This window comes from Paenibacillus rhizophilus, assembly GCF_003854965.1.
Taxonomy (GTDB): Bacteria; Bacillota; Bacilli; order Paenibacillales; family Paenibacillaceae; genus Paenibacillus_AQ; species Paenibacillus_AQ rhizophilus.
This window is the reverse complement of the sequence record NZ_RQPI01000022.1, coordinates 15,927-42,449: the sequence shown is the minus strand read 5'-3', so window position 1 is coordinate 42,449 and position 26,523 is coordinate 15,927. Positions and strand designations below refer to the sequence as shown.

The 26,523-nt window shown below is 51.0% G+C and carries 27 protein-coding genes; 24 read left to right on the top strand and 3 right to left on the bottom strand.

The annotated features are described in order from the left end of the window. Positions 1 to 8: 8 nt before the first annotated feature. The 12 genes from EH198_RS22770 (at position 9) to EH198_RS22715 (ending at position 12,676) form a co-directional block, all read left to right on the top strand. Positions 9 to 1,583, top strand: a complete 1,575-nt coding sequence (locus tag EH198_RS22770; protein WP_124697818.1) for a response regulator transcription factor — start codon at positions 9 to 11, stop codon at positions 1,581 to 1,583. Positions 1,584 to 1,631: 48 nt separating this feature from the next. Next, complete coding sequence (locus EH198_RS22765) at positions 1,632 to 2,873, top strand: extracellular solute-binding protein (RefSeq protein WP_124697817.1); 1,242 nt, start codon at positions 1,632 to 1,634, stop codon at positions 2,871 to 2,873. 201 nt (positions 2,874 to 3,074) lie between these two features. Continuing rightward, positions 3,075 to 3,380 (top strand): LiaF transmembrane domain-containing protein, encoded by a 306-nt coding sequence (locus tag EH198_RS22760; protein WP_124697816.1) that lies wholly within the window; start codon positions 3,075 to 3,077, stop codon positions 3,378 to 3,380. A 43-nt stretch (positions 3,381 to 3,423) separates the two neighbouring features. After that, entirely contained in the window at positions 3,424 to 4,095 is a 672-nt protein-coding gene (locus tag EH198_RS22755; RefSeq protein ID WP_124697815.1) for a PspA/IM30 family protein, read from the top strand. A 4-nt stretch (positions 4,096 to 4,099) separates the two neighbouring features. Then, positions 4,100 to 4,606, top strand: a complete 507-nt coding sequence (locus EH198_RS22750; protein ID WP_124697814.1) for a PspC domain-containing protein — start codon at positions 4,100 to 4,102, stop codon at positions 4,604 to 4,606. A gap of 3 nt (positions 4,607 to 4,609) precedes the next feature. Then, entirely contained in the window at positions 4,610 to 5,311 is a 702-nt protein-coding gene (locus EH198_RS22745; protein ID WP_124697813.1) for a PspA/IM30 family protein, read from the top strand. Between the two features lie 176 nt (positions 5,312 to 5,487). Continuing rightward, complete coding sequence (gene liaF, locus EH198_RS22740; protein WP_124697812.1) at positions 5,488 to 6,135, top strand: cell wall-active antibiotics response protein LiaF; 648 nt, start codon at positions 5,488 to 5,490, stop codon at positions 6,133 to 6,135. Positions 6,136 to 6,159: 24 nt separating this feature from the next. Next, complete coding sequence (locus EH198_RS22735; RefSeq protein ID WP_124697811.1) at positions 6,160 to 7,206, top strand: sensor histidine kinase; 1,047 nt, start codon at positions 6,160 to 6,162, stop codon at positions 7,204 to 7,206. Positions 7,207 to 7,223: 17 nt separating this feature from the next. Then, the gene (locus tag EH198_RS22730; protein ID WP_124697810.1) at positions 7,224 to 7,877 is read left to right on the top strand and encodes a response regulator; all 654 of its coding nucleotides are present in this window, start codon (positions 7,224 to 7,226) and stop codon (positions 7,875 to 7,877) included. A 275-nt stretch (positions 7,878 to 8,152) separates the two neighbouring features. Then, the gene (locus EH198_RS22725) at positions 8,153 to 8,998 is read left to right on the top strand and encodes a YwmB family TATA-box binding protein (protein ID WP_124697809.1); all 846 of its coding nucleotides are present in this window, start codon (positions 8,153 to 8,155) and stop codon (positions 8,996 to 8,998) included. 249 nt (positions 8,999 to 9,247) lie between these two features. Then, positions 9,248 to 10,801 (top strand): glucose-6-phosphate dehydrogenase, encoded by a 1,554-nt coding sequence (gene zwf / locus EH198_RS22720; protein WP_124697808.1) that lies wholly within the window; start codon positions 9,248 to 9,250, stop codon positions 10,799 to 10,801. 288 nt (positions 10,802 to 11,089) lie between these two features. Next, positions 11,090 to 12,676: a peptide chain release factor 3 gene (locus tag EH198_RS22715; protein WP_124697807.1), complete on the top strand. Its 1,587-nt coding sequence runs from the start codon at positions 11,090 to 11,092 to the stop codon at positions 12,674 to 12,676. Between the two features lie 93 nt (positions 12,677 to 12,769). Here EH198_RS22715 and EH198_RS22710 read toward each other — a convergent pair whose 3' ends face one another. Beyond that, positions 12,770 to 13,012: a small acid-soluble spore protein SspI gene (locus EH198_RS22710; RefSeq protein ID WP_124697806.1), complete on the bottom strand. Its 243-nt coding sequence runs from the start codon at positions 13,010 to 13,012 to the stop codon at positions 12,770 to 12,772. Positions 13,013 to 13,181: 169 nt separating this feature from the next. Between EH198_RS22710 and EH198_RS22705 the strand changes: the two genes are divergently transcribed. The 6 genes from EH198_RS22705 to EH198_RS25525 all read left to right on the top strand — a co-directional run bounded on the left by EH198_RS22705 (position 13,182) and on the right by EH198_RS25525 (position 18,650). After that, positions 13,182 to 13,874, top strand: a complete 693-nt coding sequence (locus tag EH198_RS22705; protein WP_281278029.1) for a potassium channel family protein — start codon at positions 13,182 to 13,184, stop codon at positions 13,872 to 13,874. A gap of 43 nt (positions 13,875 to 13,917) precedes the next feature. Next, positions 13,918 to 14,712 carry a TrmH family RNA methyltransferase gene (locus EH198_RS22700; protein ID WP_124697804.1) on the top strand — a complete coding sequence of 265 codons (795 nt, stop codon included), beginning with the start codon at positions 13,918 to 13,920 and terminating at the stop codon, positions 14,710 to 14,712. Between the two features lie 449 nt (positions 14,713 to 15,161). Beyond that, entirely contained in the window at positions 15,162 to 16,082 is a 921-nt protein-coding gene (locus tag EH198_RS22695) for an NAD-dependent epimerase/dehydratase family protein (RefSeq protein ID WP_124697803.1), read from the top strand. Between the two features lie 274 nt (positions 16,083 to 16,356). Next, the gene (locus EH198_RS22690; protein WP_124697802.1) at positions 16,357 to 17,346 is read left to right on the top strand and encodes a hypothetical protein; all 990 of its coding nucleotides are present in this window, start codon (positions 16,357 to 16,359) and stop codon (positions 17,344 to 17,346) included. Positions 17,347 to 17,372: 26 nt separating this feature from the next. Next, on the top strand, positions 17,373 to 18,290 hold the full coding sequence (locus tag EH198_RS22685) for a hypothetical protein (protein WP_124697801.1): 918 nt from the start codon (positions 17,373 to 17,375) through the stop codon (positions 18,288 to 18,290). 171 nt (positions 18,291 to 18,461) lie between these two features. After that, positions 18,462 to 18,650 carry a beta-galactosidase small subunit-related protein gene (locus EH198_RS25525; protein ID WP_124697800.1) on the top strand — a complete coding sequence of 63 codons (189 nt, stop codon included), beginning with the start codon at positions 18,462 to 18,464 and terminating at the stop codon, positions 18,648 to 18,650. 51 nt (positions 18,651 to 18,701) lie between these two features. On the opposite strand, the gene EH198_RS22675 is transcribed toward EH198_RS25525, so the two are convergent. Together EH198_RS22675 and EH198_RS22670 are read right to left on the bottom strand one after the other, a co-directional pair. Beyond that, complete coding sequence (locus EH198_RS22675) at positions 18,702 to 19,451, bottom strand: HAD family hydrolase (protein WP_124697799.1); 750 nt, start codon at positions 19,449 to 19,451, stop codon at positions 18,702 to 18,704. Between the two features lie 21 nt (positions 19,452 to 19,472). After that, positions 19,473 to 20,123 (bottom strand): GntR family transcriptional regulator, encoded by a 651-nt coding sequence (locus tag EH198_RS22670; protein WP_124697798.1) that lies wholly within the window; start codon positions 20,121 to 20,123, stop codon positions 19,473 to 19,475. Positions 20,124 to 20,312: 189 nt separating this feature from the next. Between EH198_RS22670 and EH198_RS22665 the strand changes: the two genes are divergently transcribed. The 6 genes from EH198_RS22665 to EH198_RS22640 all read left to right on the top strand — a co-directional run bounded on the left by EH198_RS22665 (position 20,313) and on the right by EH198_RS22640 (position 26,506). Beyond that, positions 20,313 to 21,452, top strand: coding sequence for a mandelate racemase/muconate lactonizing enzyme family protein (locus EH198_RS22665; protein ID WP_124697797.1), 1,140 nt, complete (start codon positions 20,313 to 20,315; stop codon positions 21,450 to 21,452). Between the two features lie 62 nt (positions 21,453 to 21,514). Further along, positions 21,515 to 22,543 (top strand): zinc-dependent alcohol dehydrogenase, encoded by a 1,029-nt coding sequence (locus tag EH198_RS22660; RefSeq protein ID WP_124697796.1) that lies wholly within the window; start codon positions 21,515 to 21,517, stop codon positions 22,541 to 22,543. A gap of 15 nt (positions 22,544 to 22,558) precedes the next feature. Beyond that, positions 22,559 to 23,698, top strand: a complete 1,140-nt coding sequence (locus EH198_RS22655) for an ABC transporter substrate-binding protein (RefSeq protein WP_124697795.1) — start codon at positions 22,559 to 22,561, stop codon at positions 23,696 to 23,698. A gap of 65 nt (positions 23,699 to 23,763) precedes the next feature. After that, positions 23,764 to 24,849 (top strand): ABC transporter ATP-binding protein, encoded by a 1,086-nt coding sequence (locus tag EH198_RS22650; protein WP_124697794.1) that lies wholly within the window; start codon positions 23,764 to 23,766, stop codon positions 24,847 to 24,849. A 1-nt stretch (position 24,850) separates the two neighbouring features. Then, positions 24,851 to 25,693 (top strand): ABC transporter permease, encoded by an 843-nt coding sequence (locus EH198_RS22645; protein ID WP_185703029.1) that lies wholly within the window; start codon positions 24,851 to 24,853, stop codon positions 25,691 to 25,693. A gap of 12 nt (positions 25,694 to 25,705) precedes the next feature. Next, on the top strand, positions 25,706 to 26,506 hold the full coding sequence (locus EH198_RS22640; protein ID WP_124697792.1) for an ABC transporter permease: 801 nt from the start codon (positions 25,706 to 25,708) through the stop codon (positions 26,504 to 26,506). Positions 26,507 to 26,523 lie beyond the last annotated feature (17 nt).

Genomic DNA, 26,523 nt, shown 5'->3' with positions numbered 1-26,523 from the left:
GGAACACTATGTATAAAGTACTTATCGTAGATGACGAGCCAGTGATCCGCCATGGGATCAGCGCGTTTATCGATTGGGAAAAAGAAGGGATGTCTGTAGAGGACCACTACGCGAACGGTGCGGAGGCGTTGGCTGCGCTGGAGAGCCTGTCTTTCGATATTCTTATAACGGATATCAAAATGCCCTTGATGAACGGCATTGAACTGATGAAGCAGGCGCAGGCGCTTTGCCCTTGGATCAAGGTGATTCTGATCAGCAATTACAATGACTTCGAATATGTTAAAGAAGGGCTTAAGCTGGGAGCCGTCGATTATTTGTTAAAGCTGACCTTGAAAAAGGATGATCTCCTTGCCGTCCTGCGTCGGAGTATTTCCATGCTCGAGGAAGAAAGGAAACAGGATTCCGAGCTGAGCCTGTATCGGCAGGGCGCCCTTTACCTGGAGAGAAAACGCGAGGAACAGGAAATGAAACGATGGATTGTACAGGAGCAGGTCTCACCGGCTGCCGCTGCATGCGCTCCGGTGTGGCTCGAAGAACCCTATGCCTGTGTCTATCTTACGCTGGACGGTGCCGAAGAATGGAGAGAAAATAGCGGATATTTGTATGTTCAGCTCTTGCTTGAGGACCTGCAGGAAGCCTTCTATGAGCGGATGGAGAAGGGAAGCGCGCTGCTGGTGGCGGAAAGCAGCTTGTTCCTTATCTTTCCGAAACAAGAGGAGGAGGCAGCCGTACGGCAGGTCCAAGTGTGGAAAAAGGGAGTTGAAGCGGAATGGAACATTTCAACATCCGCAGGCTTAGCCATAGGGCAGGGGGCAGGCCGCCTTCTTAAAGGATATGCCGAGAGCCGCTTTGCCTGTCAAAGGCGCTTTTTCGAGGGATTGGGCGGCTTGTTCGAAAGCGGAGGACCGGAGAGCAATCATGAACCATCGTTACCGGACCTTGAACATGCCGATGATTGGGAACCGTTTTTTGAGATGATCCGCAATGGAGATCCGGCTTCCCATGCGATTGATTTCGCGCTTGAACGCTGGAAGAACCGGGCTTTGAGCCCGGAGCAAGTTCAGCATGAGGCTTGCGTACTCCTGGCCGGCACTTACCGGCTGAAGGCAGGGGCCAAATCATTGCCTTCCGAACAGCTTGAACTGATCCGCAAGACGGAAACATTGGAACAGCTCGCCTCTTTCATGGTTGGTGAGCTGGAGCAGAATTGCATGTCCATAATTCCCCAATTGTCTGATAACGGTTACGGCGGGCAGCTGATTACCAGGGCGCTGGAATATATAGCCGCTCATTTTACCGAAAATTTGACGCTTCAGAGCGTAGCGGATACCATTCATCTAAGTAAAAGCTATTTCAGCCTGTTATTTAAAAAACAAACCGGCCGGAACTTTATTGATTACTTGATCGAGCTGCGGATTCGGGAAGCCAAGCGGTTGCTCGCCCAGGATGACAGCCGGATTTATGATGTGGCTCAAGGCGCGGGATTTAAAGATGTTAAATATTTCAGCAAAGTATTCAAGAAAGGAACAGGGCTCACTCCGGTGGAATATAGGGAAAGCCTGAAGTGGAGCGCTGAGCCGTAAAGTTAGGGGGAGTTTTCCGTCTTTGTTATCCGTTGGTTATTCTGTTTGATGACGATAGTGTTAACGGCCGGTTGTGCAGGTGCATCCGTAATCTCGGCACCGGACAAGGTTCAAACGCTTCACGGGAATGACAAAACGGTCATTACCTTCTGGCATACGTACAATGATAAGGAAACCCGGCTGCTGGTAAAGGAACTCATACCGGCTTTTGAACGGAACAATCCGGACATTCGGGTTAAATGCATAAATTTGGCTAATTCCAATGAACTGAAATACAGCTTGATTGCACGCGCTTCCTCCAACCGCGGCCCGGATGTGGTGCGAATGGATATTGCCTGGGTGCCGGAATTTGCGCAAAAAGGCCTCCTTGAGCCGCTGGACGGATTTCCGGGGTTTGAGCAGCTTGAATTTGCGTTCTACGACAAGGGGCTCAGCATAGGTTTTTATCAAGATGAATACTATTCTTTGCCGCTTAATCTGTATACCAAGACGGCCATCTTTAACCGGAAGCTTCTGGCGCAGGCGGGATATTCCGAGCCGCCCCGCACGATGGACGAAATTTTGGAACTGGCCCGCAAGCACCGCTTTACAATTGGACTGGGGGGATTGGACCCTTGGGACACGCTGCCCTATATCTACAGCCTGGGAGGTTCGTTCGTGGACTCGGGGTTTACCAGGACCACAGGCTATTTGAACAGTCCAGGCACTGTCCGTGCAGTGGAGAAGCTGACCCGATTATATAAGGAAAAGCTTATTTATCTCTCGGCGGTGACGCTGAACAGCGATAACTGGGAGAAGGTGCGGCATGGAAATATGCTTATTACCGACGACGCGCCGTGGTTCTACAGTTTATTGAAACCTTCAGAGATTCAGCTTGCACTTGGGCAAACCTTGCCCGTGCCTTTCCCGCGATCCATTGTCCCTTCCTCGATTATCGGAGGCGAGAATCTGGTCATTATGAAGGGCAGCCAGCATCCTTCGGAGGCTTGGGCATTTATTCAATGGATGACCGGCAAGGAAGCGCAGCTCATTATGTCCCGGTCGGGGTTGATCCCGGCGAACCGGGAAGCGTTTAAGGCGATGAAGGTCAGCCCGAATTCCTATCTTTATCCTTATGTTGAAGCAGTGGAAGACGGCTTCTTGCGGCCGACGGTCAAGAACTGGGGTAAAATCGAACAAGTCTATACCTTATACCTGCACAAAATCTTTCTGGGCGAGTTGCCCGTCAAAGAAGGGCTGGACCTTGCGGCCGCCGAGATTGACAGCCTTTTGGAAAATCCGAGCTACTGAAGCCAAGACCCTGCGAAGGGTCTTTTTTCAATAACAAGACTTTATAAGCTGAGCGCTTATCACTTTGTTAAAGAACGGAAGTCTTAATGCCGCCCCGCCTTAAGTCCAGTTTCAAAAACCGTCCCCGGTCCGTTTTGAACGGACCCGAATTCTCCTACAATAAGAGCATAAGGTGAAGGACATCGAAAGGCGGTGAGAAAGATGCAAAGAAAAAGAGGAAACGGCCTCGCGTTCATACTGATTGCCATCGGCGCTATTATGCTGCTGGGTATGGCGCTTCCGCTGATCCACGGAATTTTCCGATTGCTGTTCCCGGTGCTGCTGGTTGTTCTCGGTTACTACGGAATCAAGAGCGGACGAAAAGTGATCGGCTGGATCGTCATGTTTATTGGAATCATGGCCCTGATCAGCAAGCTGGCTTGGCTGATCGGACCGCTGCTCGGCGTAGCGCTGGTCGTATGGGGAATATCGGTACTTAAAGGCAAGAGAAGCAACCATTATTTATAAGTGAGCGGAACTAAAATGAACGGCAAGGAGGGAGCGGTACAAGATGAGCGTTTTTCGTCGAATGCGGGACATTACCGTAGCCAATTTAAATGAAAAGCTTGAACAAAGCCAGGACCCCGTGAAGCTGATCGATCAATTTCTGTATACGACCCGCGAGGAAATAGTCGAAGCCGAAAGATTGTTTCAGCAGTACGCGAACCATACGAAGCAGCTTCAGCATCAGGTCGATCAGGCGACTTCTATGAGGAACAAGCGGGAGGAGCAGGCGCTGCTGGCTCTTAAGGCAGGCGAGGACAATCTGGCAAAGCTGGCCCTGCAGGAGAAAATTATTTATGAGGAGAAGCTGGAGCAGTACAGCGGTCTGCTGGAGCAAAGCCGGCAGTCTCTGCTGGAACTGGAACAGCAGCTCGGCGAACTGAAGATGGAGTATCAGTCGGTGTACAGCAAGCGCCAGTATTATGCGGCCCGGATGGAAACGCTCCGGCTGCAGCAGCGGATGAACCAGCGGGCTGCCGCTTACGGCGGCGACATTCCGAAAATGTTCGGGCGTCTGGATGACCGGCTCACGGACTGGGAGCTGGAGGCCAAAAGCCTACGCGACCTGCGGCGGATGGGCCAGGAATACGCGGTTCAGGCGGGTGAGACGGTCGCCGGCGTTCTGGAACGGGAGCTGGCCAAGCTGAAGGATAAGCTAAACAAGGAAGGAAAGGAGTAGCGTTATGACGAGATTGTATCGATCTACCCGCGACAAAGTACTGACAGGACTTACCGGCGGATTAGCGGAGGCGATCGGCATTGACTCCACGCTGCTGCGGATTGTACTGCTGATCAGCATTCCCTTTACGGGCGGCGCCGTTATTCCGGTGTATTTCATCGCAGCGCTGATCTTTCCGAAGGAGCCGGGACCTTATCCCCCTTACGGCTTCGGACCTGAAATGGCGGACGGCCGTTACGGTCCGCATACCAGAGGCGAAGGCGGATACAGCCGCCGGGGCTGCGGATCGCGCGGTCCATTCGGCCACTCCGGTCCATTCGGTCCCGGGGCGCCGCCCTACGATCGGAATGATCATTATGATCCCCGGTACGGCAAAACCGGCGGCTATGCCGCGCAGGATTCCGGTCTGGACGACATGATGAAGGATATTGAGAAAAAAGCGATGCAAAAAGAAATCGAAGAGCTTAAACGCAAGCTTTCCAAATACGAAGATAAGAAGGGAGAAGTGTAAAACATGGGAGTTTTTAAAAGAATCAAAGATATGACCAAAGCATCTGTCAACGATCTGCTGGATAAGGTGGAAGACCCGATTGTCATGCTGAACCAGTATCTGCGCGATATGGAGGCGGAAATTCACGAGGCCGAAGTTACGGTTGCCAAGCAAATGGCCAATGAACGCCGGATGAAGCAGCGTGTGGAGGAAGCGGAGAAATTGTCCGGACAGCGCGGCGCGCAGGCTGAGCTTGCCTTGAAGAACGGCCAGGAGGAAGTGGCGCGCAAGCTGCTTGAGGAGAAGATCTACTTCGACCAAAAATACGGCGAATACAGCGAACTGCATACACAGGCTGAAGCCCATGCCAAGGAATTGGTGCAGCAGCTGCATGAAATGAAGGATGAATTCTACAAGCTGCGCAACAAGCGCAATGAGCTCGTATCCCGGGCCCAAATGGCCAAGGCGAAGAAGCAGATGTCACAAATCAGCAGCGTGCACAGCATCGAAAGCGGCAGCGCGTCGCTTGGATTCCACCGCATGGAAGAGAAGATCATGCAGCTTGAAGCCGAGGCCGATGTGCTGCGCGCTCCGTACCGGCCGACGGCCGCTGCCGCTTACAGCCCTGTCGACGCCGAGAAGCAGCTGAAAGTGGAAGAGCAGCTGAACGCGCTGAAGAGCAAGCTGAACGGCTCTGCCGGACCTTCGCTGAGCAAGGAAGAATAGGCCGAAATACGCAAGGCCGGGATAATGCCTGTTCCATAAATACAGGTTGATATGATATGCTGAAACGAGGGTAAAGCCATACGGATGGATCACCATGCCGGCATGGCTTTTCCGGCCGTTTGGGTCCCAGGTTGCCGAAAGGCTGACCGGACTAATATTACATCAGGAGGTGCGAAATGGAAAAGCGAAACCGTTTGATAGCCATAGGACTGATCGCTGTCGGATGCTTGATGATTTTTGGCAGATGGATCGGTTTCCTTTCCATTGTCGCCCTTTTATTGCTGCTGCTGGGCATTTACCGGACCAAATCGGGGAAGATCAAGCAGGGCTATACGCTGCTGGGTATCGGCGCGGTGATGCTGCTGCTGGATCATCTGGTGCTGGTGCTGGGCATTTGCCTGATTTCGCTGGGGATGTTCTTCGTCAAATCCAAAGGCTTGCAGCAGGGAAAGAACCATCTCCAGAAGCAGAATTTCTCCTCAAGCTTTAACTGGGACCGTTCGCCTTGGGTGATGCACAGTCTCAGCGCCTGGCATGTGCTCGGCGAAACCGATCTGGATCTGTCGCTGGCGATGGCGGAGGACAAGGAAACGATTATGCTGTTTCAGGGGATTTTTGGCGATGTGGACCTGCATCTGGCGGATGGTTATGGCGTGGAGATCGATGCATTCGTGCTGTTCGGCTCCATCGAATTCGGCAGCCAGCGCGATACGGGGATGATGAACCGGTTAAACTGGAAATCTCCGGGCTACGAGAGCAGCGAACATCGGGTGAAGGTCAGCGTTTCTTATTTGATGGGAGATTTGGATGTAAGATTGCCATAGGCGGATAAGGAGGGAGAGCTCCGGATGGATCATAAAAAGAATGCCAATATCGTGTCGCGCAGCATGGGCGAAGGAGCTCTGTTCTCCTTTGTCCTGCTGCTGGTTATTTTGTACATTATGTATACATACGGTTTTTTGCGTCCTTTTGAAAGCTTGAACTTCGGGCTGCGGACGGTATCGCTGCTGCTTCTGCCGGTAGGCCTCGGCGTAGGCTTCGGTTTCTATCAGAGCTTCCGGGTCAAGCGCAGGCTTGAGCGGATGCGGGAGACGCTGCTGCTGTGGGAAAAAGGCAACCTGACGCTGTCCATGCCGGCACTCGGGGAGGACGAGCTTGGGCGGCTTGCGGAACAACTGAATGTGATCGGCGGCAAATGGGAGGACCAGGTAACGACGCTTCAGCGGCTGTCGACGAATAACGCCCAGCTTGCCGAACAGGCGAGGGTGTCGGCGATTATAGAAGAGCGGCAGCGTCTGGCCCGGGAACTCCATGATGCGGTCTCCCAGCAGCTGTTCGCGATTTCGATGACGGCGACGGCTGTCGGCCGGACGCTGGAGAAGGACTTCGACAAGGCCCAGCGCCAGATTGCGCTGATCGAGGAGATGGCCGCCGTGGCCCAATCGGAGATGAGGGCGCTGCTGCTCCATCTGCGTCCGGTCTATCTGGATGGAAAGCGGCTGGAACAGGGCATCCGGGAATTGATCAAGGAGCTGCAGGTGAAGGTGCCGATGGATATCCATTTTGAGATGGACCCTGGCGTACAGCTGGTGAAGGGGATCGAGAACCACCTGTTCCGCATTGTGCAGGAGGCCATCTCTAATACGCTGAGGCATGCCAAGGCGGATAAAATGGAGATTCGCATCCACCGGCGCGGCGATACGGTTCGCATGACCATCCGCGATGACGGCGTCGGCTTCGATATGGACGCCGGCAAGCAGACGTCCTACGGCCTGTCCAATATGCAGGAGCGCATTACGGAAACGGGAGGGGCAATCCAGTTCATAACGGCGCCGGGCAAAGGTACGCGCATTGAGATTACGGTGCCGCTGCTCAGCGAGGACAAGGGGATTTAGTATAGGAGGGAACGACCATGGAGAATGGTGAACCGATTAAAGTGCTGCTTGTGGACGATCACGAGATGGTCCGAATCGGGCTGGCCGCGGTGCTTGGAACCGAGGATGGAATCGAGGTGGTCGGCGAAGCCGGAAGCGGCGAGGAAGGCGTTCGTCTGGCGCAGGAATACAAGCCGGATGTTGTGCTCATGGACCTCGTAATGGAAGGGATGGACGGCATTGAGACGACAAGGCAGGTAATGAAGCTGTATCCGGAGTGTAAGGTGATCGTGCTGACCAGCTATCTGGACGACGAGAAGATGTACCCGGTGATTGAGGCCGGCGCATTCAGTTATCTGCTCAAAACCTCCCGCGCCAGCGAGGTGGCGGATGCGATCCGGGCGGCGGCCCGGGGACAATCCGTTCTGGTATCGCAGGTCGCCTCCAAAATGATGAACCGGTTCCGGAGCGACGCCCGGATGGAGGCTCCGGCACACTCGGAGCTGACGGATCGGGAGATGGAGGTGCTGAAGCTGCTGGCGCAGGGCAAGTCCAATCAGGATATTGCCGACCAGCTGATTATCGGCATCAAAACGGTGAAGTTCCACGTCACCAATATTCTTGCCAAGCTGGGCGTGGAAGACCGCACGCAGGCGGCAATCTACGCTTACAAGAACGGTCTGGCCGAGTAGTGATCCCGAACAGGCGGTAACCGGCATCGTCAGTATCGATAGCCCCATGGCGGGATTATTCGTTACGGGCGGGTGGCATCCAGCAGCGGTAGGGGTCACTTTAGCAGTAAGCAATCGAACTCAATACAAGCGTTAACGTCAGCAGTCGGCGAACCAGCCGGCTTCTTTGCGTATTAACAAGTTTGAAGCTAATTACTTCGCCCGGTATAAAATCTCTCGAACCGGATATCCTGTCTAGTAGATTGCTAGAACGGACCAAGAGGGAGAGAGAAACGATGGGAAACCGGAGAAGAACATGGAACAAGGGAACGCAGCTTATAACCATCCTGTGCTGTGCGGCGCTATTGCTGGCGGGCTTCCGCAGCGGAGCGGAAGCCAGTCCTGCGGAATCGGACAGTGCGAAGCCTGCGGGCCTAAGCGGGGCTGTCCAAGGTTCTGCCGGTCGCGAAGGGCAGGCAGGGACACCGCTCGATTCGGTCGCTCTGCTCACGGATCTCGGACGCAGCGTGACGGAGCCGGGCTCTCCGCTGCGTCTTGTATTTAAATGGCAGGGCTCCTATACAGGTGAAGCCGGTGAATCGTCCGCCGCCGTAAACTCCCTCTCGGAGTCGCTTGGACTGCCGGCGGCCGTCAAATCGGAAGAGGAAGGCCATGCGGCTTACCGTTCTTCTTCCAAGACCGGAGGAATGAAGACCTCCTTATTTTCGAGCGAAATGGGAGACGGCGGGAGTTATGTGATCGTTACGGTGGAGACGAATGATCTGTTCTTCACCACGGGATTGGCAGAGGCTGCAGAGCAGGCCGGCAACATAATGACATCCGTAGGCATTGCCGCGGACTGGAACGTCTCCCTGCAGGGCACTTCCAGGGAGCATGGAGATGCCGGCCAGGCGCTGAAGCTGACGGAGCGGATGCTTGAAGGCAAGCTGCAAGGCATAAGCGCGGCTGAAACTTACGAGGATGCGGCAACCGCCAGCATCTCGTATACCGTGCCTTCCATTATGCATACCGTGCAGAGCGGGGAGCACCGTCTGGCTTTACAGGCGGCAGTACACAAGGATGATGTCCTCGGCGGCAACCGGGTTACCATCGGGCTCCCGTTGATTACGATTGAATACTGATTTTTAGTGAATACTGTTTTTGGTGAATACTGATCCCCGGTTTATATAAGCGCAGATATTAATAATGATAAAAAACAGTAATGGAATTTTGACGAATTCCCAGAGAAACTGTCAGGTAATCTAATAGCATCCTCATCCGGAATATGATAAAATGACATCACGTCGTTGTAACTTTCGAATTGACATTTGACGATGAGAACTGATTTCAATAAACTATTACTATGATTGCATAGAGAAAGATGAGGAGCCATGGCTGAAAATCAAACCTTTGATGAATTGAAAACACCCGGCGCTGTATTTTTTATTTTTGGTGCAACCGGCGATTTGGCCCGGCGCAAACTTTTTCCGGCAATTTATAGCCTGTACCGCGAAGGGAAGCTTGCCGAAGATTTTGCGGTAATCGGCGTTGCGCGCCGCCCCCGGAGTCCCGAGGAATTCAAGGAAGATGTGCAGGCCTCGATCCGCGAGTTCAGCCGTTATCAGGCAATCGATGACAATGAATGGACGGGGTTCGTCAATCATTTTGAGTATAAATCTCTCGATATTAACAATATTGATGGTTTCCGCGAACTGAGAGCGCAGACGGAAGCGCTGGAGGAGCGGTTCCGCATTCCGGGCAACCGGTTGTTCTACCTGGCGCTCGCTCCCGAACTGTTCGGCAGCGTATCTTTCAATCTGAAAGCAGGAGGCATGCTGGAAGGGGAAGGCTGGAGCCGTCTCGTCATTGAAAAGCCTTTCGGCTATGATCTGGAATCGGCTGAGAAGCTGAACGAGCAGATCCGCCAGGTATTCCAGGAAGAGGAGATTTTCCGGATCGACCATTATCTCGGCAAGGAAATGGTGCAGAATATTGAAGTGATCCGCTTTGCCAACGCCTTTTTCGAGCCGCTCTGGAACAAGCAGCATATCGCCAACATCCAGATTACGCTTGGTGAAACCGTCGGCGTCGAAGAGCGCGGCGGCTATTACGACCATGCCGGAGCGCTGCGGGATATGGCCCAGAATCATATGCTTCAATTGCTGACCATGATCGCAATGGAGCCGCCGAGCCGTCTGCTGGCGGAAGATATCCGCGACGAGAAGGTCAAGGTACTGCGTTCGCTCCGTCCGTATTTGACCGGGGAAGAAGTGCGCCAGAACGTGGTGCGCGGGCAGTACACGCAGGGCCTTTACAATGGCAAGACCGCGCCGGCTTACCGTCAGGAAGACAAGGTGAATCCGGAATCCACTACGGAAACGTATTTTGCGGCGCGGGTATTCGTGGATAATTTCCGCTGGGCGGGCGTACCTTTCTACATCCGCACAGGCAAACGCCTGCCGGCCAAGACGACCGAGGTGGTTGTGGAGTTCAAGCGCATGCCTACCAATGTCTACTTGGGCCAAAAGCATAACCTGGAGCCGAACTTGCTCGTCATCCGCGTTAATCCGATGGAAGGCATTTATGTGAAGATCAATGCCAAGAAGCCGGGCTCGGAATCGGACATTCAGCCATTGGCCATGGACTTCTGCCAAAGCTGTCTGATCGGCATCAACTCGCCGGAAGCCTACGAGCGTCTGCTGCACGATGCCGCTCGTGGTGATTCCACATACTTCACCCGTTGGGATGAAGTATCCTCCGCATGGTCGTTCGTAGACCATATCGCCAAAGCCTGGAGAGAGGATCCCAGCGATCTGGCTTCTTATCCGGCAGGCACCTGGGGGCCGGTTGAAGCAACCGAACTGCTTGAACAGGATGGCTTCCACTGGTGGCCGGTCAACGGGCAGGAAGAAAGTAAAGTTGTATGGTCCGTGAACAATAATTAAGCTTGTTAGCTGGATAGATATTAAGAAATCTCCCTGCCTTTGAGCGGGGAGATTTTTTTCACACCGCTTGGTTTTAGGTAGATAATGCCGCCCCGATTTTGATATACTTTAAAGGATGCCCGCGTTATCATGTCCTTCGGCTGTAAAGGGAAGGCCGATTAGGTTGCGGGAAAGAACCGTTAACTGCCGATAGGAGCAAAGAATAATGGCCATGCCGATTTGATACAGGTTTATTTTTAAGTCGTTAATATGGACCGTGAACAATTCAGATATGAAGGGATATGTGCAATGAGCCAAACGATGGATCAGAATTTGCAGCAGGAAGTGGACAAACGCAGAACATTCGCGATTATTTCCCATCCTGACGCAGGCAAAACGACACTCACGGAGAAGCTGCTGCTGTTCGGCGGCGCGATCCGGCTGGCGGGATCGGTCAAAGCCCGCAAAGCAAGCAAGCATGCAACAAGCGACTGGATGGAAATCGAGAAGCAGCGCGGTATCTCCGTCACTTCCTCGGTCATGCAGTTCGATTATCTGGGCCACCGGATAAACATTCTGGATACACCGGGTCACCAAGACTTCAGTGAGGATACTTACCGTACGCTGACCGCCGCAGACAGCGCAGTCATGCTGATCGACGTCGCCAAAGGCGTCGAGGCGCAGACGATCAAGCTGTTTCAGGTGTGCGCCAAGCGGGGTATTCCGATTTTTACGTTCATCAACAAGCTTGACCGCGAGGGCCGCAGCCCGTTTGAGTTGATGGAAGAGCTGGAGCAGGTGCTGGGCATCCGTTCGGTGCCGATGAACTGGCCGATCGGCACGGGACGCGAGCTGAGCGGTGTCTATGACCGCATGAAGAATCAGGTAGAGCTGTTTCAGGGCGATGATCATTCGGTCATCAAGGTGCAGAAGGTCGAGGATTACCATGATTCCGTCATCCGCGAGATGGCGGGCGATTATCTGCACGACCAGCTGTGCCAGGATCTGGAGCTGCTGGATGTCGCGGGAGATCCTTTCGATTACGAGAAGGTCCTGCGCGGCGAGCTGACGCCGGTCTTCTTCGGCAGCGCGATCAATAACTTCGGCGTGCAGACGTTCCTGGAAAACTTCCTGCAGCTCGCTCCGAAGCCGGAGCCGCGCCGCAGCACGGCGGGGATTGTGGAGCCGACGAACGAGAAATTCACTGGCTATGTATTCAAAATCCAGGCGAATATGAACCCGGCCCACCGCGACCGGATCGCTTTTCTGCGCATCGTCTCCGGCAAGTTCCAGCGGGGCATGAGCGTAAAGCATGTGCGCGCCGGCAAGGACATCAAGCTGTCCCAGCCGCAGCAGTTTCTTGCCCAGGACCGCGATATCGTCGAGGAGGCGTATCCGGGCGATATTATCGGTCTGTTCGATCCCGGCATCTTCCGGATTGGCGATTCGCTCAGCCAGGCGGGCGATATCGTATTCGACGAACTGCCTACCTTTTCGCCGGAAATTTTCGCCAAGGTCTCCATTAAGAACGCGCTGAAATCGAAACAGTTCCAGAAGGGAATCGACCAGCTGACGGAGGAGGGCATGATTCAGGTGTTCCGCACGGTCAGCTTTGACGATATTCTGCTGGGCGTGGTCGGGCAACTGCAATTTGAAGTGTTCGAGTACCGGATGAAAGGCGAATACGGGGTGGATGTGCAGCTTCAGCGGATGCCGTATCAGTTCGCTCGCTGGATTGTGGACGAAAACAAGCCGGACCCGAGCAAATTCCGGATTAATTCGACGCTCGTTACGGATAAGAAGGGCAATTTCGTCGTACTGTTCGAGAACGAATATGCGATGCGGACGGCGATCGACAAAAATCCGACGGCGAAGTTTCTGGAAACGGCGCCTTAATTTCAATAAGGCCGGCAGGCGATGCCGGCTGCAAAACAAAAGCCTTCGTCTCCTCGCGTTATGCGCAGAGAGACGGAGGCTTTTTTCAAAAAATCATTGGCCGCCTGTAAGAGAGCCCGGAGTGACGGACTTCAGATGTTCGTGCAGCATAGAGACGATTTCATCTTTTTTGGCGGAATCGAGATCTTTCCAAACCATTTCGAATACGGCACCGAGTCCCGGCAGAGCGGCTTCCGGACCGTCCACCGAACCGTCGATCATTCCCCGCAGATCCTCTTTGGATTGACCATGGACTTTATGGATGATCGCCTGGCGCAAATCGAGCGTGATGGACATGACAACACCTCCTTTTTTCAAAATATTAGAGTATCACGAAGCATCGCTCACATCGGAAGCATAAGGTTGTAGGACGACAGCACAGCCGTTTATTCTTGGTTGGCTGGATATAATATGCCCTGTTGCAGGACCTAAAATTCAAGTTTAATTCTCCTTATGCTATACTGTTTTGAGACAATCGACTGTTACGGGGGGAGAGCAAATGGCCAAGAAGCAATTCGCCATTATTGGAATGGGCCGGTTCGGTTCCAGCGTTGCCAAGGCGCTGAGCGGCATGGGCTACGACGTGCTGGCCATCGACTCGGACGAGCAGCGCGTACAGGAAATCTCCGCAATCGTAACGTATGCCGTGTCGGCGGATTCTACGGACGAGGAAGCGCTGCGCGCGCTGGGCATCCGCAATTTTGACGTGGTGGTGGTGGCGATCGGTGAGGATATTCAATCCAGCATTTTGACCACGCTTATTCTGAAGGATCTCGGCGTGCCGGCCATTCTCGTGAAGGCCAAGAGCGAACTGCATGGTAAAGTGCTGAGCAAGATCGGAGCGGACAAGGTCATTTATCCGGAAAGGGATATGGGAATGCGGGTGGCGCATCATCTGGCCTCGCCGAATATTCTCGACTATATCGAGCTGTCGCCGGATTACAGTATTCTGGATATGAAGGTGCCCGGAGCGATGCTCGGCAAGAACCTCAAAGAACTCGATATCCGCGCTAAATATGGCTGCAACGTAATGGCGATCCGTCGGGGGGACGAAATGAATATTACCCCGAATGCAGACGATAGGCTGATGAGCGGCGATGTGCTGGTCATTGTCGGACACAAGGATAACCTGTCCCGGCTGGAAATGGCCTATCAATAAGAATGAATGAATAAGAATGAATGGACCGGAAAGGTTGAATCCGATGGAAATTATGTCCCCGCAAAATGCGCGGGTTAAAGAATGGGCCGGACTGCTGGAGAAAAAATACCGCGACAAAAGCGGAAAATATATCGTTGAAGGTGTTCATCTTATTCAGGAGGCGCTGCTGGCGGAAGCAGACGTCGAAATCCTGGCTTATGATATTGACAAAGGCATGCCCGCGGAGCTGGGCGGTCTGCTGCAGTCCGTTTCCGGCATGGAGACCTTCGCGGTCTCGCACGCGGTCATTGCCAAATGCAGCAGCACCAATACGCCTCAGCCTGTGTTCGCGGTCGTGCGCAAACAGCGGGATGCAGCGGAAGCGGCGCTGGACAAGCCGGGCAGCCTCGTTGTTGTGCTGGACGGTGTGCAGGACCCCGGCAATGTCGGCACCATTATCCGCAGCGCGGATGCTGCGGGGGCGGACGGCGTCATCCTGGGCCGCGGCTGCGCCGATCTGTACAATCCAAAGACCATCCGGTCCACCATGGGCTCGATGTTCCATCTTCCAGTCGTGGAAGCAGACTTGGCGGAGATCCTCCCGCAGGCGCGGCAGCGCGGCGTGATGCTGGTCAGCACCTCGCTGCAGGGCGTGGACTCCTGCTACAGCCACGATTTCCGCAGCGGCAGCCAGTGGCTGCTGATTGGCAGCGAGGGCCGCGGCATCTCGCCGGAGACGGCGTCCCAGGTTGATAAGAGCATCATCATCCCAATGAAAGGCCGGGCCGAATCGCTGAACGCGGCGATGGCGGCGACGATTTTATTGTTTGAGGCGATGCGGCAGCGGGGGGTTAACTAAACAATAATTCCTGTCCACGATCCTAAATAACTGTCCAGGAGTAAAAATAACTGTCCTCAAACAGACTAAAGACTGGAAAATGCTCAGGCTAATCCCCAAGCATTTCTCCAGTCTTTTTCTTCATCCGAGGAGTTTTGGCACCGATTTGGTATGAGTTGCGGATTGTCACTAGGCAGTCTATTCTATGGGAGTTCTAGTTGACTGCGCTTGGTTATGCTTAGATGAGTGTAACCCATTGTGAGATTATATCAGCGGATGAAGCTGTCCATCTGCACAAGCCTTTAGTTCACTTGTTCATAGAATATAGTATTCTCACAATGAAGGAGTGAAAGACTAATGGCAGAGATTCTGGATTATGCTTCGAATGTGCCTGGTCTAAATAGTGGTGACAATATGGATGCGTTAATGGAGTGACAAATTTATTCGTACATGATGAGGGGGTGAATTAAATGCATAAAGTAATAATCACAGGAGCAAATGGATTTATTGGTAGTTCATTAACGAATTTTCTTGCGAAAAAAGGAGTAACAATATTTGCTGTAGTAAGAAACAAATTCTCTAATGTTGATACAATACTGAAACATGAAAACATCAATATAATCTATTGTGATCTTAATAATGCGGAGCAGTTAGAATATTTGATAGTAGATAGAGATATTGATGTGTTTTATCATCTTGCTTGGACTGGTGCGTCAGGACCAGAAAGGGCAAACTATAAGGTTCAAGTGGATAATGTATCCAATTCCTTGGAGTGCGCTAAGCAATCAAAGCTTATGGGATGTAAGAGATTCATTGCAATAGGTACTATTGGAGAGTTCATGGCAGAGCTAGCCATAAAAAATAATATAATTTCAGAGAATTTCACTTATGCAATGAGTAAGAACTTTTGTCACTCATTGTTAGACATATATTGTTATAAAAATAACATTCCCTACACGTGGTGCACTTTACCAGGTGTATATGGGATTGGGGATAGAACATCAAATATTATTAATTATACAATCAAAAAATTATTACTTAAAGAATTGCCCGAATATACGAAAGCGGAGCAATTATTTGATTTCATTTATATTGATGACTGTATCAAGTGTTTGTTTGAAATTGGATTAAAAAATGATTTTAAAAAATACTATTTTGTCGGAGGCCCTTCTCCGCAACCTTTGAATAAATTTATTGAAGCGGCTAGAAATGTAGTTTCTCCTGACTCGCCATTAGGGTTAGGGGTAAGAAATGAAGATGGATTTGTGTACAAGAAAGAATGGTTTACAATGGATGAAACGATAAAACATTTGGGTTTTAAACATGAACACTCTTTTGAAGAAGGTATAAAATTAACTGCTGAATGGATCAAATCAACGGGCATATACTAAGAGCAATCTACTAATATTCAAGTATGGACTAAATGTCGACCTCTCCGATTTACTCTTCTCGAGGCTCCATTACTTCTAGGCCTACTCCCCTGGCTGTCTACGCTTAACTTCTGAAATTTCCTCCATCCTTCAAAGACTCGCTATTGGTGGCTTGGCTTTATAAATATCAGCGGATGAATTTGTTCATCTGCACAAGCCATTAGCTCACTTGTTCATAGAATATATTATCTCCCAATGAAGGAGTGAAATCCCAGAACAAGGAGGCTCGTCTAATATGATTATCGGAACGGTAGTGGACGCTTCGAGATTGCCACAAGCCAGGCTGATGGCGGCTTCGGTCAAGCGGGTAATGCCTCTAACAACGGTCGTCGTCTGCCTGGTGGAGCAATTTCCGGTAGAACCGCTTCCGGATATCGACTGGATTTTTACGGCTAGAGATATCTCGGCTTATATAGGATTCCACAACTTTGACGGTTATATATTCAAGTTTGGCTCCCTCCAATGTGCTACGGCGATGAAGGCTCAGCTGACCGCTTATCTGCTCAAAGCCTTCCCGGAGGAGGAGCAGATTGTTTATCTCGATCCGGAGATGTATGTAATGAGGCCGTTCAATGAAATATGGGGAATGCTTACCTATTATGATGTGGTGCTGACTCCCCACCATCTTGAGTCCTCGCCCCCCTGGGATTGTTTCCGCGAAATCGGGACGCTGCAGGACGGGACCTATAACAGCGCACTGGTAGGCGTTAGAAACAGCGACGGGGGCCGTCATTTTGCGGACTGGTGGGTGAAGATGACTTCAGGTGATTTTTACGGACAGCCGAAAGGACTGTATAGCGAACAGCCTTATCTGAACTTCGTTCCCACTTTTTTTCATACAGGCATTCTTCGTCATCCCGGCTACAACCTGGCATTCTGGAACCTGCATGAACGCTGCAGAGAACTCTACTGGGTAGAAGATCAGTATGTTTTGACCGACTGGACTCCACTTCGCTGCGTGAATTTCAACAATACGGCCGGACTGCTGGACAGCTGTATGAACGCCTTCATTCCTCACAACTGGGTTTATGCACAAATGTGGAAGAACTACAAGCAGGAGCTGGAAGCATTGCTTCCCTGGCATTCACCTTCCTCCTGGAGTTATGACTTCTTCTACAGCGGGGAGAAAATATCGGATGAGACCCGATTACGCTACCGGGAGGCCAAAATATACCATTCAATGGAAGTTAATCCCTTCACACTTTCTAATGGAAGTAATTTTTGATTAATGAATGAAGAGGAGGACCCGCCATGATCATCTGCTCGGTGACCTGTGCAGACAATCTGCATGAGGCTAAAGTGATGGCAAGAATGGCAAAAGTTCAAATGCCATATGCCCGGGTTGTCATATGTCTTTTGGAGAGGTCGATGCATCCGGCAGCGCTTAACGTTCCATGGTTCGACGAAGTCATTCTGGCCAAGGATTTGGGAATCCCCGAATTTGAAACCAATATTCTAAAATACAGACTTTATGAGGCGGTGACCTCCATTAAACCGGCTTTTCTCCATTTTCTGTTTGACCAGCATCCGGATGAACTCAACATCGTATTCATGGATACGGACGTTATCCCTTACGCTCCATTCGACGATCTGCTGTTTGCCCTGGAATATCAGAACATCCTGCTGTCGCCTCACCTGCTTGAGCCGTGCGGAGATCCGTGGAGCTATTTATGGGTGGGCGCCTTTAACACCGGCTTTATGGCGCTTCGGCGGTCGGAGGAAACCATGCGTTTTCTGGAATGGTGGGGACAGCGGCTGTACAGCTACGGGTATTACCAAGCACCCTATTATTGTGATCAGAAATGGATCGATCTCGCGCCAGCTTACTTTAACGTTACGGTATGGGACCACCCAGGGTACAACGTCGCCTACTGGAATCTGCACGAGTCCAGCCGGAAGATCATTTCGGCCGGGGAAGGGCAGTATTGGCTTGAAGACGGCCTTTCATTCGTCTGTTTTCACTATTCCGGAATAAACAGGGCTCTGCCGTACCATTTGGGGATATGGTTTCCCGATCATTCGTATCCGCTGTATGAGCTGATCCGGCTCTTTCAGGAAGAACTGTGGGTTATGGGAAAAGAGGAGTTTTCCCAGCTCCCCTGGAGCTATGACTATCACATAGATGGCACTCCTATCACAGCGGAAGAGAGAAATAGCTATCGCTGCTGATGTCTGGCTAACTGTTCATCGGTGACTTGGTTTAAACCAGTTCGCTTTGGAATGAATTCCTGGTGGCTAAAAGACCCGCATACAGCTAGCGGTAGATCGTTTTGAAGCAGACGAAGGGTTCTCTGGTTGCCCGCCTTCCCTTGGCAATCTGCTCGGGGGACAAGTCCAAAAATGAGGGGATCATTTTTAATTCTCCGACTCGGGACGACCGGGTGCGCGCGGTTGTCAAATTATTCCTCGGAGGATTTAACCTCGGCTATGCATGCCTACGAATTACAGAAGAGGGAAGAAACTTTCGTTCATCTCGATTATAAAATGAGCAGGGTAGGCTGGAATAAAGGTAAGCGGGATAGAGTATGATCAAGAACAAATAAGCGCCTCTACCTTTTTACAGGTCAGGCGCTTATTTTTTTATTTCACTTGGATCTCCGATAGAGAATGGATTAAAAAATCCGCATGCGGAGACAAATCTTTTTCCGAACCTTCGTACGTAATCAGGCCGATTCCTACGCTGCCGGCGGCTTTCGCCATTGCGACGTCCGCCACGGAATCACCGACAATGGCCAGCTCCCCGGGTGAAATCTTCAGCATCGCGCAAGCTTTTTGCACCATTTCCGGGTCCGGTTTTCCTTTGCTTACTTGTTCGGGGGTTATGACAAAATCAAGCAAGTGCTCGACTTTCAGCATCTGCATGAGCCGTGATGTGCGTTCGTAAGCATCCGATGTCATGATCCCGACGGATATCCCTTGGGAATGCAAATTATGAAATATATCAGGTACGTTATCCGTCGAGTGGAAAGCATGCTCCAATTGAAGCTGCCGGTCGGCGTTTGCGAAAATTTGCTGCGCCCTTTGCTTGCATTCGAACCAGGACCATCCCTTCAGACGATAAAGGAGCCCTGCAGTCAGAATGATTTCCTCCAGCGTCGTGGCTACCGCCAGCACCCCGGTGTAGTCAATGTGATCAGGTTGCGTAAACCCCATCATGGCGCTCCACTCATCACCGTATTCGGGACCTGCTAGACGTGTAAATTCGCTCTTTCTCAATTCATCGATATAGGACCAGAATTTCAGGGAATCGAACAAGGTACCGTCTTTGTCGAAAGCTACCGCCCTAATGTGTAACGATTCGGAACCGACCCATATTTTTTTATCTTGCATCTAAACTCATACCTCCCTTTGCTACTTGATGTGTTTCTGCAAATGCTGTTCGATGCGTTCGTTATCTCCACTGCGAATCAATTGAAGCATTTCGCGGTGTTCTTCCACTACGGTTTGCAAGGAGGAATGGCTGTAACCCTGAATCAGAAAACGCGCGTGGAGCTTGCCGGAGATGCTGTTCCAGATGCGGAACATGGCGGGTGAAACACAGCGTTCTACAATTCGTTCATGAAATTTCAGATCCAGATCCGAGAGACGGTCCAGATCATCCTGATTGCTCGCTTCCTGCATATTCAGAATAATGTTGTCCAAATAGGCAAAATCGTCGTCTGTCAGCACGCTGACAGCCTTCTGTGCCGCAAACAATTCAAAATTGCGCCGGGTAGGCACGAGCAAATGAATAACTTCCTCTTCGGAAAGGTCAACAACAACCGTCTCCCGGTAAGGATGGGAAATGACCAGGCCTTCTTGTTCCAAAATTCGGATCGCCTCGCGAATCGGACCGCGGCTGACGTTCATCTGCTTGGAGATTTCCACCTCGCGCAATCGGGCCCCCGGTTCGAGATGCCCCTTGATAATGGCTTCGCGAATTTCCTTGTAAACAAATTGACGCAAAGAAACGGTATCATTTTTTTTAAACTGAAAGTTTTCCAAATCATTGGGATTGGTCATAAGAATCTCCGATCTGATTATTGTCTACAAAAAACAATGTACTTGTTTTAATAAAATGCTGTCAATCAGATTAATTACCCTGTGAGCAGTGATAAGCATATTATACATCAAAATAGATTGTTGACAATCTACAAATGACATTCTATATTATTGTCATGAAACATCACATTCAGCAGGAGGAGATATGACGTGAAAATCACAAGAGTCGAAGCAATCCCCGTAAGACAAGGCAATACGATTGAATTAATCAATGATAGCGCCCAGGATGGAATCATTATCAAAGTCCACACGGACGAAGGAATTATCGGGATTGGCGAAGTGGATTCGGCTCCGTGGGTGGTCAAATCGATTATCGATACGCCTTCCTCCCACCGTATTTGCCAAGGGCTCGGAGAAATGCTCATCGGAGAGAATCCATTCGAAATCGAACGCATCTGGGAGAAGCTGTATGTTGGAAGCACGTTCTATGGCAGAAGGGGAGTCGTCATCCATGCCATCAGCGGGATCGATATCGCACTGTGGGATATTATGGGCAAGGCACTCAATCTACCGGTGTACAAGCTGCTTGGAGGCGCGCAGCGCGGCAAGGTCCGGGCGTATGCAAGCACGCTGATGCCTTATACCCCGCAGGAAGCGTATGACGAAACGAAGAAGTGGGTCCAGCAGGGCTATACGGCGATCAAATTGGGTTGGGGCGGATTCGAGCAGGGTAACCGGGAGATTGTAGAATTGGTAAAAGCGTCCCGCGAAGCGGCGGGCCCGAACATCGACTTGTTGTTCGATCTCGGCTTTATTCCGTCCGACGACCACCCAATCGACGCCGCCTCGCGCATGGCGCTCGTCAAAGAGCTTGAGCCTTTCGCTCCTTACTGGATCGAAGAACCGCTCTTCGCCGACGATTACGAAGGTTACCGCAAATTGGCGGAATCTACCTCCATCCGCATCGCCGGAGGAGAAAATGAAACGACGCGCTACGGCTTCAAAGAACTGATCGAGCAAGGCGGAGTCGATATTGTCCAGCCGGATGTGACCCGCTGCGGAGGGTTAAGCGAAGCGAAGCGAATTGCCCAGCTTGCTCATGCGCATCATATTACTTGTGTGCCCCATGCCTGGAGCAGCGGAATCGTTATTGCCGCTTCCCTGCATTTGGTCACGGCAATACCGAACGGCGCCTTACTGGAATACTGTGTAGCCGAGACGCCGATCCGTCAGGAAATGCTGCTCAGCGATGTTACCGTCAAGGACGGGTACGCTGAAATTACAGACAAGCCCGGTTTGGGCGTCGAGTTGAATGAAGAAGCGCTGGAAAAATACCGCTGCGACCGTTAAACCAGGAGCTTATTTTACGGAAACAGTCGATTGAAAACCAGGATGCCAATGGAGGAGATCGAATGGCGGGCATGATGAGAGCACTTATATGGGAAGGGGACGGGATTCTAGCTTTAAAAGAGGTCCCAATTCCTGAGATTCGTCCCACCGAGGTACTGATCCGTGTAAGCTATACCGGTGTCTGTGCCACGGATGTTGAAATCATAAACGGCAAGTTCCCCTATTCCCCGCCTTATATATTAGGCCATGAAATAACCGGGAAAGTGATTGAGACAGGCGGTAACGTCAAAGAATTGAGAGAGGGAGACAGAGTCGTAATCGATCCGGGGGTGCCTTGCGGCGAATGCTTTTTTTGCAAATCTTCACAGCCGGAATTTTGCGCGAATTATTGTGAACTTGGGATCAACGAAAACGGCGGATGGGCCGATTACGTCAGGGTTCCGGCAAAAAGCGCACACAAAATTCCGATTGAGATGAGCGATGTTTCGGCTGCGATTTTCGAACCCATGGCTTGTCCCTTTGGAGCTGTGGACAACGCAGGCCTCCTGCCAGGGGAACATGTGCTCATTTACGGAGACGGTCCCGCCGCCTTGTATTTTACGCAAATCGCCAAAATGATGGGAGCCGGACGCATCTGCGTAGTTTACAAACTTCCGGAGCGCATGGAATTACTCCAAAGATTCGGAGCAGACGACCTGATCCCATTCGACGGGCAGGACGCTGCGCTCAAAGAGCATCCGAGCATACGTGACAGAGGTGGCTTTCAATTGGTTATCGACGCCGTCGGTTTGTCGGATACCGTGAAAGATGCAGTTCGATATGCCAGCACAGGCGGAAGGATTATCTTGTACGGTTTTAATGATAGTCATACCGACCATTTTCCGCACAGAGAAATCATTTTTAAAGGCATCAGCATTTTCGGTCGGACCAATTCTCCTGCCGTCTGGTCCAGGGCGATCGAATGTGTGGCGCGTAATCAAATCGTATTGAATCCATTGGTCGAACGGGTGATATCCCCGGAAGTGGCGAAAGAGATTCTGCTTGCCGGAAACCTTAATGGTCTAAAGACAATCATTTGTTGGGCAGATTAAAAAGGGGGAAGAACAATGAGGTTGAAAAATGTACTGATTTTGCTGATGTCTATCGTCATTTTGGTTGGGTTGAGCGGATGTGGCGGCAACGCAAGCTCCGAAAATACTGGCGCCGGCAAGGCGAGCCCCACTGCCCCCTCGAACGGCGGCGAGGATCTGGCGAAGTTCAAAGGTGAAACGATTAATGTGCTATCTTGGGAAGGATATCAGGAAGATGAATGGGTGAAGCCTTTTGAACAAAAATACGGCGTAACCGTTAAAGTCACTTATGCCGGCAGCGTTGATGAAATGTTCGCCAAAGCGGCGTCCGGTTCTGTAAAATACGACCTGATTTTCATGGATGGGGGGTCCGTGAACCGTTACCACAAAATGAATTTGATTCAACCGATTGACTTGACGAAGCTCACGAATACGAAGCAGCTAATCGAAAATATGAAGTCGCTCAACGATAAGCATGTGGTAAAGGACGGAGAGACCTACGCGGTTCCGTTTGCCTGGGGTTCGCTGCCTATGATGGTCAACACGGATAAAATCAAAGAACCGATAGACTCTTGGAACGCACTCTGGGATTCGAAGTACAACGGAAAGATTGTTACCCTGGACGATGCGGCCAATCAAACGGCGATGACGGCGCTTCTTCTTGGCTTCGAAGATCCTTATAACCTGACGGATGAGCAATTGGATCAAGTGAAGAAAAAGTTGCTCGAGCAGAAACCGCTGGTTCGTACGTATTACTCCGGTTTTGAAGACGGAAAAAATCTGATGGCGAGCGACGAAGGGTGGATCGGCTTCTCCATGGGACCGACAATGATTACAGATCTTCAAAAAGAAGGAAAGAACATCGTTGAAGTGATTCCGAAAGAAGGGGCTTTGGTATGGATTGACAATGCAGTCATCGGCAAGGATGCCAAAGATCCCGAACTGGTCCACGTTTATATCGATTATCTGATTTCATCGGAAGTACAGGCGCAGTTAATCAAGAAGACGAGCTACGGCGGAGTGAATGCCGACTCGGCAAGCATGCTGACCGCTGAGGAGAAAAAGGTTTCGCATATGGACGATCCGAATTATTTCAACAATCTTGTATACGTAGCTTTTCCTGAAAGCTTTGAAAAACGCGTGAAACTGTGGAATGAAATAAAAGCGGCACAATAACCGAATCATCTGTATGGAAGGGAGCGGCTTTGCGGCCGCAACCTTGCTTCGGAAAGGAGATATCCATGATCAATCAAGAACAGGCTGTAGTGGAGCTTCGCCAGGTGTCGAAACGATTTGGCAATTACGAGGCAATCAAAAATTTAAACTTGTCGATAGGCAAGGGAGAATTTTTCTCCATCGTGGGACCGAGCGGTTGCGGTAAAACGACAACGCTGAAAATGATAGCGGGATTTGATCATGCGACTGAGGGGTCTGTGTATTTATCCGGAACCTCGGCTAACCATATTCCCCCCTATAAGCGGAACGTAAACACCGTGTTTCAAAACTATGCCCTGTTCCCCCATATGACAGTCTATGACAACGTAGCCTATCCTCTGAAAATCAGGAAGGTGCCTAAGAATGAGATTCGTCCCAGGGTGATCGAAAGCTTGAAGATGGTAAGTATGGACCGGTTCCTCGACCGCTCCCCGAATCAGCTCAGCGGCGGGCAGAAACAGCGTGTCGCATTAGCCCGGGCACTCATTTCCAAACCGGAAATCCTGCTGCTGGATGAGCCGCTTTCCGCGCTCGATTTTCATCTAAGACAAGAAATGCAGCGGGTGCTCAAGCATCTGCAAAGGGAAGTGGACATCACTTTCGTGTATATCACGCATGATCAGGGTGAAGCGTTGAGCCTGTCGGACCGGATTGCCGTAATGGAGAACGGTGTGCTGCATCAAGTGGGTTCGCCCGAAGAGATTTACGAGACGCCCAGAACGAAATTTGTCGCCGGTTTTATCGGAAAAACCAATCTGATTAAAGGAAAAATGGAAGGTCCGTCTAATTTTGTGAGCGATGCTGGGTTTCAAGCGATGACAAATGATGCTTCGGGTCTCTTGGGAGAGCCGCATGTGTATATTTCCGTTCGTCCGGAGAAGCTACGGGCGTCCAAAGAAGATGATCGGTACGTTAACCGTCTAAGCGCGGTATTTGTGGAAGAAACCTATTATGGGTCGGATAAAGAATTAACCTTCAGAGAGGCCGGAGGAACGCATATTCTGATGAAGCAACAGCAGGACGATGGGAATATGAGATTCTCCGCGGGAGAGAGCGTGGATCTGTTCTTCCGCCCGGAGGATGCGATTATCGTCAAAGAATGGGGGAGCTAAGATGTACGGGAAAAACCTGATGCTGATTATTATTTCCATATGGGTACTCCTTTTCATCGTCCTGCCTGTTTCTGCGATGCTGTTGTTCAGCTTCTGGAGCGTCGAAAATTTCCAAGTCATTCACAGCTTTAATATTCAAAATTACGCTAAATTTTTCCATGATCCAATATACTTGTCGTTGTTTGGGAAAACGATCAAGCTGGCTCTGATTGTCGCGGTGCTGTCGGCGCTCATCAGCTATCCATTGGCGCTGTTCGTCAACCACCGGGGAGGCACCTATAAGACTATCCTGTTTCTTGGGGTATTGGCTCCTTTGTGGGTCGGTTATTTGGTGCGAATCTACTCCTGGAGGTCGATTTTGGGAGAATCCGGGTTCATTAACTCGCTCTTGGTATTGACGGGTATTTTAAAACAGCCTTCTTCGTCACTTTTGTTCAACAGTTTCGCGGTCGTCATCACGATGCTGTGCATCTCGATACCTTTCACTTTTATCCCGATCTATAGTGCCATCGAGAAAATTCCCGGCAATCTGGCGCAGGCCGCGGCAGATTTGGGGGCAAACGGATCAAGGGCGTTTTGGACGGTTACGTTTCCGCTCAGTTTGCCGGGTGTCGTTACGGGGTTTATGTTCGCCTTCATCACCTCGTTCGGCGATTATATGACACCGTCGCTGGTCGGAGGCACATCGGGGATTATGTACGGAAACATCATTCAAACGCAATTCGGCAACAGTTATAACTGGCCGCTCGGCGCTGCGCTTTCGATGATCATGCTGTTGTTCATATTGGCGTTAATTGCGGCGACGCGTAAAATCGGGAACGTGCAGGCCATCTTTGAGGAGTAGGGAGGGCTGTTCATGAAGCATATAAAATATGTAGGAGCGCTGTTTTTTGCATTCATCGTATACACCTTCTTGTATCTTCCGATCCTGGTGACGATCCTGTTTTCATTCAACGAATCGAAAATCCAGGTGCTGCCGATCAAGAAGCTGACATTCAATTGGTACGAAGAGTTGTTTTCGAATACGGAACTTTGGGTTGCCGCGAGAAACAGTTTGATGGTGAGCCTGCCCGCTACTTTTTGCGCGATTGTATTTGGCACACTGGCGGCGTATTTGTTTCAGCGGTACCGGATACGCGGGGGAGCGGCGCTGCAATTTTTGATTGTTCTTCCCTACATTTTGCCGGGAATTATTATTGGGACATCACTCAATCTGTTGTTTAAGTTTCTGAATGTGGACGCCTCTCTGATGACAGTCGTTATCGGGCATATCACGTTCATTACGCCGGTTGTGATGTTCTTAGTAATGGACCGTTTGAAAAGATTTGATCGGAATCTGGAGTTCGCCTCCATGGATCTGGGCGCCTCGCCGCTGCGCACTTTTCTGCTCATCACACTTCCGAACATCAAAAGCGCGGTGCTCGCCGGGGCGCTGCTCGGGCTGACGATTTCGTTCGACGAAGTCATCGTGTCATTCTTTCTGATCGGGACGGACAATACCTTGCCCATGCTCATCTGGTCCATGATCCGCCACGGCTATTCGCCGCAAATTAATGCGGTCTATACGCTAATCGTCTTATTTTCTTTATGCTTGATCGCAATTGCAGGCCGCGGGCTATTTGCGCAGCGTAATTCGAAGGCAACTACAGAGGAATGACCTGCGAGGAGGTCAAA

Excerpts from the sequence above, each read along its gene's own strand:
- EH198_RS22770 (WP_124697818.1), top strand. The coding sequence starts at position 9 with ATGTATAAAGTACTTATCGTAGATGACGAGCCAGTGATCCGCCATGGG.
- EH198_RS22765 (WP_124697817.1), top strand. The coding sequence starts at position 1,632 with ATGACGATAGTGTTAACGGCCGGTTGTGCAGGTGCATCCGTAATCTCG.
- EH198_RS22760 (WP_124697816.1), top strand. The coding sequence starts at position 3,075 with ATGCAAAGAAAAAGAGGAAACGGCCTCGCGTTCATACTGATTGCCATC.
- EH198_RS22755 (WP_124697815.1), top strand. The coding sequence starts at position 3,424 with ATGAGCGTTTTTCGTCGAATGCGGGACATTACCGTAGCCAATTTAAAT.
- EH198_RS22750 (WP_124697814.1), top strand. The coding sequence starts at position 4,100 with ATGACGAGATTGTATCGATCTACCCGCGACAAAGTACTGACAGGACTT.
- EH198_RS22745 (WP_124697813.1), top strand. The coding sequence starts at position 4,610 with ATGGGAGTTTTTAAAAGAATCAAAGATATGACCAAAGCATCTGTCAAC.
- liaF (WP_124697812.1), top strand. The coding sequence starts at position 5,488 with ATGGAAAAGCGAAACCGTTTGATAGCCATAGGACTGATCGCTGTCGGA.
- EH198_RS22735 (WP_124697811.1), top strand. The coding sequence starts at position 6,160 with ATGGATCATAAAAAGAATGCCAATATCGTGTCGCGCAGCATGGGCGAA.
- EH198_RS22730 (WP_124697810.1), top strand. The coding sequence starts at position 7,224 with ATGGAGAATGGTGAACCGATTAAAGTGCTGCTTGTGGACGATCACGAG.
- EH198_RS22725 (WP_124697809.1), top strand. The coding sequence starts at position 8,153 with ATGGGAAACCGGAGAAGAACATGGAACAAGGGAACGCAGCTTATAACC.
- zwf (WP_124697808.1), top strand. The coding sequence starts at position 9,248 with ATGGCTGAAAATCAAACCTTTGATGAATTGAAAACACCCGGCGCTGTA.
- EH198_RS22715 (WP_124697807.1), top strand. The coding sequence starts at position 11,090 with ATGAGCCAAACGATGGATCAGAATTTGCAGCAGGAAGTGGACAAACGC.
- EH198_RS22710 (WP_124697806.1), bottom strand. The coding sequence starts at position 13,012 with ATGTCCATCACGCTCGATTTGCGCCAGGCGATCATCCATAAAGTCCAT.
- EH198_RS22700 (WP_124697804.1), top strand. The coding sequence starts at position 13,918 with ATGGAAATTATGTCCCCGCAAAATGCGCGGGTTAAAGAATGGGCCGGA.
- EH198_RS22695 (WP_124697803.1), top strand. The coding sequence starts at position 15,162 with ATGCATAAAGTAATAATCACAGGAGCAAATGGATTTATTGGTAGTTCA.
- EH198_RS22690 (WP_124697802.1), top strand. The coding sequence starts at position 16,357 with ATGATTATCGGAACGGTAGTGGACGCTTCGAGATTGCCACAAGCCAGG.
- EH198_RS22685 (WP_124697801.1), top strand. The coding sequence starts at position 17,373 with ATGATCATCTGCTCGGTGACCTGTGCAGACAATCTGCATGAGGCTAAA.
- EH198_RS25525 (WP_124697800.1), top strand. The coding sequence starts at position 18,462 with ATGAGGGGATCATTTTTAATTCTCCGACTCGGGACGACCGGGTGCGCG.
- EH198_RS22675 (WP_124697799.1), bottom strand. The coding sequence starts at position 19,451 with ATGCAAGATAAAAAAATATGGGTCGGTTCCGAATCGTTACACATTAGG.
- EH198_RS22670 (WP_124697798.1), bottom strand. The coding sequence starts at position 20,123 with ATGACCAATCCCAATGATTTGGAAAACTTTCAGTTTAAAAAAAATGAT.
- EH198_RS22660 (WP_124697796.1), top strand. The coding sequence starts at position 21,515 with ATGGCGGGCATGATGAGAGCACTTATATGGGAAGGGGACGGGATTCTA.
- EH198_RS22655 (WP_124697795.1), top strand. The coding sequence starts at position 22,559 with ATGAGGTTGAAAAATGTACTGATTTTGCTGATGTCTATCGTCATTTTG.
- EH198_RS22650 (WP_124697794.1), top strand. The coding sequence starts at position 23,764 with ATGATCAATCAAGAACAGGCTGTAGTGGAGCTTCGCCAGGTGTCGAAA.
- EH198_RS22645 (WP_185703029.1), top strand. The coding sequence starts at position 24,851 with ATGTACGGGAAAAACCTGATGCTGATTATTATTTCCATATGGGTACTC.
- EH198_RS22640 (WP_124697792.1), top strand. The coding sequence starts at position 25,706 with ATGAAGCATATAAAATATGTAGGAGCGCTGTTTTTTGCATTCATCGTA.